At 71.9% G+C, this 9,297-nt stretch carries 11 protein-coding genes; 9 read left to right on the top strand and 2 right to left on the bottom strand.

Going from position 1 to position 9,297, the window contains the following annotated elements; all coding sequences use genetic code 11:
* The coding region (locus H5J33_RS14200; RefSeq protein WP_181795269.1) for a substrate-binding domain-containing protein at positions 1-139 on the top strand (139 nt) is incomplete at its 5' end.
* A gap of 28 nt (positions 140-167) precedes the next feature.
* Here H5J33_RS14200 and H5J33_RS14205 read toward each other — a convergent pair.
* Positions 168-1,814, bottom strand: a complete 1,647-nt coding sequence (locus H5J33_RS14205) for a glycoside hydrolase 43 family protein (protein ID WP_181795270.1) — start codon at positions 1,812-1,814, stop codon at positions 168-170.
* A gap of 224 nt (positions 1,815-2,038) precedes the next feature.
* Between H5J33_RS14205 and H5J33_RS14210 the strand changes: the two genes are divergently transcribed.
* Both H5J33_RS14210 and H5J33_RS14215 read left to right on the top strand, forming a co-directional pair.
* Positions 2,039-2,257, top strand: a complete 219-nt coding sequence (locus H5J33_RS14210) for a hypothetical protein (RefSeq protein WP_181795279.1) — start codon at positions 2,039-2,041, stop codon at positions 2,255-2,257.
* 54 nt (positions 2,258-2,311) lie between these two features.
* On the top strand, positions 2,312-2,821 hold the full coding sequence (locus H5J33_RS14215) for a hypothetical protein (protein WP_181795271.1): 510 nt from the start codon (positions 2,312-2,314) through the stop codon (positions 2,819-2,821).
* Positions 2,822-2,830: 9 nt separating this feature from the next.
* On the opposite strand, the gene H5J33_RS14220 is transcribed toward H5J33_RS14215, so the two are convergent.
* Positions 2,831-3,424 (bottom strand): oxygenase MpaB family protein, encoded by a 594-nt coding sequence (locus H5J33_RS14220; RefSeq protein ID WP_181795272.1) that lies wholly within the window; start codon positions 3,422-3,424, stop codon positions 2,831-2,833.
* 387 nt (positions 3,425-3,811) lie between these two features.
* Here H5J33_RS14220 and H5J33_RS14225 point away from each other — a divergent pair, with 387 nt between their 5' ends.
* The 6 genes from H5J33_RS14225 to H5J33_RS14250 all read left to right on the top strand — a co-directional run.
* Positions 3,812-4,144, top strand: a complete 333-nt coding sequence (locus H5J33_RS14225; protein ID WP_181795273.1) for a hypothetical protein — start codon at positions 3,812-3,814, stop codon at positions 4,142-4,144.
* 394 nt (positions 4,145-4,538) lie between these two features.
* Positions 4,539-4,757 (top strand): ferredoxin, encoded by a 219-nt coding sequence (locus H5J33_RS14230; protein ID WP_181795274.1) that lies wholly within the window; start codon positions 4,539-4,541, stop codon positions 4,755-4,757.
* Positions 4,754-6,157, top strand: coding sequence for an NAD(P)/FAD-dependent oxidoreductase (locus H5J33_RS14235; RefSeq protein WP_181795275.1), 1,404 nt, complete (start codon positions 4,754-4,756; stop codon positions 6,155-6,157). The genes H5J33_RS14230 and H5J33_RS14235 overlap by 4 nt, the downstream gene beginning before the upstream one ends.
* Before the next feature lie 62 nt (positions 6,158-6,219).
* On the top strand, positions 6,220-7,488 hold the full coding sequence (locus tag H5J33_RS14240) for a cytochrome P450 (RefSeq protein ID WP_181795276.1): 1,269 nt from the start codon (positions 6,220-6,222) through the stop codon (positions 7,486-7,488).
* 142 nt (positions 7,489-7,630) lie between these two features.
* Positions 7,631-8,308 carry an HdeD family acid-resistance protein gene (locus H5J33_RS14245; RefSeq protein ID WP_181795277.1) on the top strand — a complete coding sequence of 226 codons (678 nt, stop codon included), beginning with the start codon at positions 7,631-7,633 and terminating at the stop codon, positions 8,306-8,308.
* A gap of 224 nt (positions 8,309-8,532) precedes the next feature.
* The coding region (locus tag H5J33_RS14250) for an alpha/beta fold hydrolase (RefSeq protein ID WP_181795278.1) at positions 8,533-9,297 on the top strand (765 nt) is incomplete at its 3' end.

Genomic DNA, 9,297 nt, shown 5'->3' on the forward strand with positions numbered 1-9,297 from the left:
GTTGCAGCTCACCACCGTCCATCAGCCCGTCACGGCGCTCGGCCGGGAGATGGCGCGCATGCTCGTCGCGCTCGTGGGCGGGCAGGACCCCACCCCGCTGATCCTGCCCACCCGCCTGGTCGTCCGCGCGAGCGCCTGACGGCCGCCCGCCCCGCCGCCGGGGCCGGTCAGGGCGTGGACAGCTCGAACCGCGTGACGCGGACCGCGCCGCCGAGCGCCTGTGTGGCGTGGTTGAACAGGGCGAACCGGTATCCCATGAAGAACCGCCAGTCGTTGCCCAGGGTGAAGTCCGGCCCGAGACGGGTGAAGTTCGTGCCGTCGGTGCTGTACGAGAAGGTGCCGGGGCGCCCCGTGCCGGGACGGATGTCCGCGCTCGCGCGCAGCCAGATCCGGCCGCCGGTCACGGGCGCGCTCGCCAGTTCGGTGCCGGTGCCGGTGGTGTTCCAGTTGGTGTCCATGGTCAGTCCGCCGACCATCACGACCCGGGTGACACCGCCGTCGCGCTTGAGGCCGATCCACGCCGAGGAGTCGCGCAGCAGGGCCAGTCCGGCCCGGTCGCCGTCCCGCATCGCGGAGTGGTCGAGCTGGACCGTGGCCGTGGAGGTGGGGCCCTGGATGCGGTGGGTGAGGGTGTTGCGGGCCCAGTAGAGGTCGTTGGTGACGGTCGCCGTCCGCAGGGTGAGGCCGTCACCCGACGACCACTTGGTGTTGTCAGGGTTGTGGTTCCACTCCCATCTCGGCGAGAGCGTGGGGCTGTTGAAGGTGTCCACGCCGGTCATGGGGGTGACCGGGCGGGGCGGCGCCGGGACGGCCGGGCTGGGATAGGTGGTGCCCCAGGCGCCGTTCACCAGTTGTACGACGGGCCAGCCGTCCACGGTCCAGGTGACCGGCGCCAGCGCGGGCATCCGGCCGCCGGGGTAGGCGTCGACGAAGGCCAGGTAGTACCAGGCGCCGTTCTGGGTCTGCACCAGCCCGCCCTGGTGCGGGACGCCGCCGCCGGGGACCGGCCCGCGCAGGTCGAGGAGGACCTGCCGCATGGTGTACGGGCCGAAGGGGCCGCTGGACGACTTCAGGATGTACTGACCGTTCGCGGGCCGGGTCACGAAGATGTAGTACTGACCGTTGATCTTGTAGAAGCGGGACCCCTCGAGGGTGCCGACGCTCGACGGCGCGGTGAACACCTGCTGCGTGCGGACCTGGGTGCGGCCGTCGGGCGACAACTGGGCCACGTTGATGGTGGTGTTCCCGTACGCCACGTACAGGGTGTCGTCGGTGTCGACGAGCAGCCCCGCGTCGTAGTAGGCCGTGCCGATCGTGGTGAGCCGGCTCCACGGCCCCTCGGCGGCGGTGGCGGTGTAGACGTACGTCTTCGCGAAGTCGATCTGGCCGAGCCAGTAGAAGGTCCTGTTGCTCGGCCGGTAGGCCAGCGACGACGCCCAGATGCCCCGGACGTAGCCGCGGCCGCCGTTCAGGTCGTACTTGGCGCCGAAGTCGAGGACGGGCACCGAGTGGCCGGCGATCTCCCAGTTCACCAGGTCGTACGAGCGCAGGACGGGCGCGCCCGGCGAGTAGTGCATGGTCGAGGCCGAGGCGTAGAAGGTGTCGCCGACGCGGATGACGTCGATGTCCGCGAAGTCCTGCCAGATCACCGGGTTGGTGTAGGTGGCGGCGGCACCGGGGGCGGCCCCGGCGAGGGGAAGGGCGGTGGTGGGGGAGGCCCCGGCCAGGGGGAGGACCGCGCCGGCGGCCAGGCCGGTGGCGGCGGTCAGCGCGCGGCGACGGGACAGTGGTTGCTGTGGCCATGACGGAACCATGGGGCGTACTCCTTGCGGCTCGGCCGTTGCGGGCGGACGTTACCTGGAGGTGCCGTGCGTGGAGCGAAGGTGCGCGTTCGTCATCTCGAACGTTGGCCGGTCTACCGGCACATGGATGATCCGGGGACGGCGGACCCCCGTCAATCCCTCTCGCAGGATTCGCCCGGACCGTCGAAACATTCGCGCTCCTCTGCCGCTCCGGACGGCTGCAAGCCTCGGCCAGCGTGTCTCACAGGGCGGAGGAGAAGGCGGCGGGTCGTAACGCGACGGAGGCTCAGATCGGCCAAGTCCCGGGGCCGGTCGCACGGTCGCCAGGGGCGCTGGGGGGCACACTGGATGCGGCGCACCGTGCCCGGACGGTCCTGGGCCGGCTCCAGGCGTACGAGGACGTACCGGAGGCGCGCGCGGTGCTCGCCGACCACGGGCATCTGCTGCTCGCGTGACCTCCTGCCGACCCCGCCGCCTTCCGGAGCGGGCGGCCTACGCATGATGAGCACATGGATTCAGGACTCGCGGCGGTACTGGGCGCCGGCATCACCGGCTCCGTGGCCTCGCTGGGCGCGTTGCTCACCTACCGGCAGACGAAGGACCAGCTCCGGAGCAACGCCAGACTGGCCCTGCGGGAACCGCGGCGGAAGGTGTACCGCGACTTCCTGACCGGCAGCCGTGAAGCCGTGCAGGCCGTGCTGGATCTCGTGGACGAGGACACGGGACAGGTCGGCCTCGGACCGCTCGGCCTCGCCCTGGACGAACATCTCCCGGCTCTTACGCGCCTGCTGGCCGAAGTGGACCTGGAAGGGCCACAGGCGGTGAGCGACGTGGCGAACGAGGTGGTGAAGGCACTCGTCAAGCTCCATGGCGACGCCCTGGCCGCGGACCTGTCCGGGCTGGTGGACGACGAGGGGCGCCCCGCCCGCATCGGCGGCGACTTCCTGGCAGAGGTCCGTGCGGCGATGAAGGAGTTCGTGGCCGTCGCCCGCACGGCACTCGCGACCGATGCCGACTGAAGGCGGTGGCTAGGCGGGGACGATGCTGATGCGGATCGACCTCGCCGAGGCGCCCGTGCCGGGCGACCCGCTCGGCGACATCGAGCTCATGGGCGGGGGGACGGGTGTGGGATGCGGGACGGCGAAGTCGGCGAGGACGTGGTCGTGCAGGTCGCCCGGGCAGGCGTGCAGCCGCGGCGGGTGGTCGTAGTACGAGCGTCGGCGCGGGGGCAGTCGTCGTTGCGCCTGGCGGCGCAGCAGCAGGGCGTCGTGGGCGGCCCGGCGGACGCTCCGGGCCAGCGCGTCGTACCCCGGCGCGTGACGGGCGCGGTCGTCGAGCAGGCTGATGACCAGCCGGCGTGCGGCGGGCCGCACGGGACGGGGGAGCCGGTCGTAGAACACGCTCATGGCCTGCTCGGCCACGGCGTGGTTGGCCGGGTGCCGACGGAAGTACCGGCGTTCGTAGTCCTCCGCGAATGCCTCCATGCCGGCGATGTCGCCGGGGATGTCCCTGATCCCGATGCGCCGGCCGATGTGCCGGCAGTGCAGGAAGGCGGCCTGCCGCTCGGACGCGCTCGGCGGGCGCCGGCCATAGGTGTCGAGGAAGGCGAAGGGCCGCAGCACGAAGGAGACGAGCCTCGCACCACCGCGTCCAGCGGGTCACCGCCCACAGGCCGCACATCCTGGCCATGCCGCCCACCTACGACTACGACGCGTACGCCGCACGCGCCGGCACCCGCGAGGTCCACGTCTTCCGCCTCGACCCCGTCGCGCCCCCGGGATGAACCACCGCGGCCCCCTTCGGTGATGGCCGGCGGTGATCGCCGCCCGCTTCGCCACCGGAGCGGGGGCGGCACCGCTGACGCCCGCCCCGCTGTCCGCGCTCACCCGCCGGGCGCGCCGCCCTGGGACGCGGCCTACGCTGGGAGGTACGTGCCGCCCTCGAAGGAATCCGGGAGGTGTGCCGTGTCCCGCGCCCACCGCTTCCACCTCGAAATGGACGGTCACTCGGTGACGGTTCAGACCCGCCACGCCGCACGGGAGACAGAGCTGCTCGTGGACGGCAAGGTGGTCGGGTACCAGCGGACCCCGACCCGGCACCGCCCGTCCGCGACCGTACTCACCGCCGAGCTGCCAGGCGACCCGCCGAAGCCCTTCGCCGTCGCCCTCCACAGCCGTGGGGCCGAGGACGCCCCCACGTGTGCACTGGAGATCGCCGGACGCAGTCATGCCATGTCCGAGTCGCCGCTGATCCGGCCCGGCACCGTCCCTCCCGCAGCGGGCCGTCCCCCACTGCGGTCGGCCCGCGGTCTGCTCCGTCGCACCCTGCGGAGGTGGGTCTGACGGAGGAAGGCGGGCACGGCGGCCGACGCCGGGGCACGGACCGGTGGAGCAGAACGCCGGCCGCTTCCGCCGCCCGTCCCCGACATGCCGTGCGGCGCGGGCGGGACTAGGCTTTTCGAGCGAAGGCCGCGGTCAACGACACGCCGTGTGCGTCTCGCTCACCGGCTTGCCGGCCACCCGGTCACAGCCGCCGGTCTTGCTCGATCCTGGTTGCGGTGACACCTGAAGACCGCGCCACACCCCGCTTGTCGAGCCCGGCGACGGCCATCCACCTCGCGCCTTCCCGGCGGGACCCGCGAAAGACGATGGAGACGGCCATGGCCACGGCGGAGACCACCGCGCGCCCCGGAGTCCTTCCGCCCTGAGAAGCGCGCCTGCCCGAGGGAGTCTGCCCATGCGAATCGTCGTGGACCTGAACCGGTGCCAGGGATACGCGCAGTGCGTGTACCTGGCGCACGAGGTCTTCAGGCTGAACGGCCAGGAAGCGCTCACCTATGAGCCGAACCCCGATGACGAGCGACGCCTCCAGGTCGAGCGAGCAGCCGCGGCCTGCCCGGTGCAGGCGATCGTGATCGACCGCTTGGACGGCGCGGAGGGGAGCACGGCGTCATGACCCTGAGGGCGACGGTCGCGGAGCTGGTGCGCGAGTTCCGGGCCAGCGGCCGGATCGTCATCGTGGGGGCCTCCCTGGCCGGGCTCCGGGCGGCGGAGACGCTGCGCGGGGAGGGCTTCACCGGTTCCCTGACCATCATCGGGGACGAACCGTACGAGCCCTACGACCGTCCGCCGCTGTCCAAACAGGTGCTCAAGGGCTGGGTGCCGGCAGACCACACCAAGCTGCCCCGCATGCGGGAAGTGGATGCGGACTGGCGGCTCGGGGTGGCCGCCGTCGGGCTGGACCGGGTCACCAAGCGGGTGCGTCTGGCCGACGGTGAGCAGGTGCCGTACGACCGGTTGCTGATCGCCACGGGCACCCGCGCGCGGCAGTGGCCGAACCCGGCCGAGGCCGCGCTGGAGGGCGTCCACACGATTCGCTCGCGCGACGACGCCGCACGGTTGCGGAAGGAGCTCTCCGAGCCGCCGTCCCGGGTCGTGGTCATCGGCGCCGGGTTCATCGGCTCGGAAGTGGCCTCCGTGTGCCGGGAGCTCGACATCCCGGTGACCGTCGTCGAGCGGGGTTCGGCGCCGCTGGTCGGCGCGCTCGGCGGGGTGATCGGGGGCATCGCCGCCCGGTTGCAGCGCGATCACGGCGTGGACCTGCGCTGCGGCCTGGGTGTGTCGTCACTGGAGGGCGACTCCGGCGGGCACGTGCGGCGTGCGTGTCTGTCCGACGGAACGGTCGTCGACGCCGACGTGGTGGTGGCCTCGCTGGGTTCGATCCGCAACGTGGAGTGGCTGGAGGGTTCCGGGCTGGCGGCGGGTTTCTGGGGCGTCGGGTGCGACGCCGGTGGACGGGCCTTCGACATCAACGGCGTGGTCACCGACAGCGTCTTCGTGGCGGGCGATGTGGCGCGGGCGCCGCACGTGCTGTACGAGTACCAGTTCCTCGCCATGGAGCACTGGGACAACGCTGTTCTCGGTGCCGAGGTCACGGCGCACAACATGGTGAACCTCGAGCCCCACTACCGGCCGCATCTGCTGCTGCCCGGCTTCTGGTCCGGGCAGTTCGGCGTCAACATCAAGTCCGTCGGCGTGCCTCCCTTCGGTGACGAGATCGTCTTCACCCAGGGGTCCGTGGCGGACCGGCGGTTCGCCGCCGCCTACGGACGCCGGGGCCGCATCGTCGCCGCCGTGACCTTCGACCACGGCAAGTGGCTGGAGTACTACGCCAAGCTGATCGAGCGGTCCGGCCCGTTCCCGCCTCCGCCGTCGGGCTGGGACCGGCCGGCCGACACCAAGCCGATGCCGGCCGAGTTCCCGGACCCGAGGGTCCCGACGGCGATTCCCGACGTCGTCCTGACCGGCCATGCCCCGAGCGAGCGGACGGCGGAGTTCCGGCCCCGGCGCCACTGACCCGGCCCGCCGGGCCGGGCCCGCAAGCGGACAGCACCGACAGGAGGAAGGAGGGGAGCCCCGTGGTCGAGGAAACCCCCTGGCAACAGGCCCTCCGCTACGCCAACCGCGCCGACCCGTACCCCTTCTACGAGGAACTCCGCAGGACACCGGTGGCGCGACAGCCGGACGGGACCTACGTCGTCAGCACCTACCGGGAGATCGTCACGCTGCTGCACGATCCCCGGGTGAGTTCGGATCCACGAAAGCGCCCCGCCCCGGCCGCGGCCCAGGCGGAGGGCTCGGGGGAGCAGGCGGCCGAGCCGATCAGGGAGGTGCTGACCGAGCCGAACATCATCACCTGCGATCCGCCCGAGCACGACCGGGACCGTCGGATGATGATGCCGCACTTCGTCGGCCCGCCCCATGCGCCCCACCTGATCTCCGACCTGGAGCCCTACATCCGCCGCATCGTCGACGGCCTCCTGGACGACATGAAGGGCAAGAACCGGATCGACGCCGTCGACGACTTCGCCTACCCCCTGCCGGTGACGGTGATCTGCAAGGTCCTGGGCGTGCCGATGGAGGACGAGCCACGCTTCCACCACTGGGTCGAGACGGCCCTGGACGCCCTGGACTTCGGCCCCGAGGCAGCCTCCGAAGAGATCCGCAGCCGACATGCCGGAGGGCGGCAGGCCGTACAGGAGTTCGCACGGTTCGCGGACGCGTTGCTCGACCGGTACGCCCGGCAACCCGGCCCGGGCATGCTCTCCGCCCTGGCGAACGACAACGGCCCGGACGGCCGGATGACCAAGGGCGTGCTCGCCAGCAACGCCCTGCTCCTGATCTTCGCGGGGCACGAAACCACGGTCAACCTCATCGCCCACAGCGTCCTCACCCTGCTGCGGCACCCCGACGCGCTGGAGGAACTGCGCCGCCGGCCCGAGCTGATCGTGCCGGCGGTGGAGGAACTGCTGCGATTCGAGTCGTCGGTGCAGTTCTGGCACACCCGTTCCGCCGTGGAGGACATCGACATCGCCGGCACCACCATCCCGGCGGGCGCACCGATCTTCCTGGTGTACGGGTCGGCGAACCGTGACCCGGAACGGTTCACCGACCCCGACCGGCTCGACCTCGGACGCCGGGACAACGAACACCTCGGGTTCAGCCAGGGCATCCACTTCTGCTTCGGTGCTCCGCTCGCGCGTCTGGAGGTCCAGATCGCGGTCGGTGAGTTCGTCCGCCGCGTACGGAATCCCCGGCTGGTCGAGGACCCGCCGCCGTACCGGCACAACCAGATCTTCCGGGGCCCACGGCATGTCCTCGTCGACATCGACGGCATCCGCGACTGACCAGCGGCTCCCGGGGCCGCGGGGCGTGTGTCGGCTGCCGTCAGGGCCGGGAGACCCGATTCCACCGGGCGTCACGAGGCCGATCGGGTGACGATGGACATGTAGTGACGTGCCACACTGCTCACAGAAGGAGGCAGGTGCCATGACATCTCCTTCCGTTTCCCCCGGCCCCGTTCCGTCACCTGGCACCGAGCCACAAGAGGGGTCCGCGGCCCAGGGCATCGCCGCCCTGGCGAACGCGGGCTGGCAGATCCTGCTCACCATGGGCCTCGCCACCATCGCCCTGGGCGTCATCGCCCTGGTCTGGCCGGGCGAGACGCTCCGCGTCGTCGGCGTGCTCTTCGGCGTCTACCTGCTCGCCACCGGTGTCTTCCAGCTCGCCGCCGCCTTCGGCACCCACGTCCCCCGGCATCTTCGCGTAGTGCACTTCATCACCGGCGCGGCCTCCGTCCTGCTGGGACTGGTCTGTCTCCGGGGTCCGCTCGAGTCGGTCTTCCTGCTCGCTCTGTGGATCGGCTTCGGCTGGCTGCTCCGGGGCACCTTGGAGACGGTCGCGGCGGCCTCCGACGAGACCATGCCGGGCCGCGGCTGGCACGTGGCCTTCGGCATCATCGGCACCATGGCCGGCATCGTGATGATCGTCATGCCGTTCACCTCCATCGCGACACTCACCCTGGTGGCAGGCATCATGGCCATCGTCGTCGGCCTGACCGAAGTGGTCCGAGCCGTGAGCACACGCGTCGAGCTCGGTCATCTGGCCGCCGGCACGGCCCCCCAGCGGCGCCCCCTGTTCCACGCGCGTCCGCACCCCCAGCACTGACCGGTGTGAGGCCGGATCGATCGGACACCGGCGAGCGGTGACAGCGGGCCCCGGTGTGACCACCGCGGCGGCAGCCCGACGTGATCGGCCGGTCCGAGGCCCAGGCCCCGCTTGAACGCCGGCCGGCAGGCGGACGCGGCCCGGGAATTCTCCCACCTGGCCGGACCTGCGCGGTCGTAACCTCCGTTACAGGGGCGGTCGTGAGACGTGAGAAGGTCTGGGGCGTGAGTGAGACACCACCGAACACCCTGCAATACCGCTTCGACGGGCCGGAAGAGGCTCCCGTACTGATCCTGGGTCCCTCACTGGGCACCACCTGGCACATGTGGGACCGTCAGGTGCCGGAGCTGGCCGAGCAGTGGCGGGTCCTGCGGTTCGACCTGCCGGGACACGGCGGTGCTCCCGCGCACCCCGCCGGCTCCGTCGCCGAGCTCACCGCCCGGCTGCTGGCCACCCTGGACGCGCTCGGTGTGCAGCGCTTCGGCTACGCGGGCTGCGCGCTCGGCGGCGCCGTCGGCATCGAGCTGGCCCTGCGCCACCCCGAGCGGCTCGCCTCGCTCGCGCTGGTCGCGGCCTCCCCCCGGTTCGGCACCGCGGACGAGTTCCGGCAGCGCGGGGTGGTGGTCCGTACCAACGGGCTCGACCCCATCGCCCGGACCGCGCCCGACCGCTGGTTCACCGGCGGGTTCGCCGCCGCGCAGCCCGCGATCACCGAGTGGGCCGTGCAGATGGTCCGTACCACCGACCCGGGCTGCTACATCGCCGCCTGCGAGGCGCTGGCCTCCTTCGACGTACGGCCCGAGCTCGGCCGGGTGGGCGTGCCCACGCTGGTGCTGGTCGGCTCCGACGACCAGGTCACCGGCCCGGCGGAGGCCCGTACGCTGGTCGCCGGCATCCCCGACGCCCGGCTCGCGGTGGTACCCGGCGCCTCCCACCTGGTGCCGGTCGAGCAGCCCGCCGCCGTCACCGACCTGCTCGTCCACCACTTC

This window comes from Streptomyces sp. WELS2, assembly GCF_013870595.1.
Taxonomy (GTDB): Bacteria; Actinomycetota; Actinomycetes; order Streptomycetales; family Streptomycetaceae; genus Streptomyces.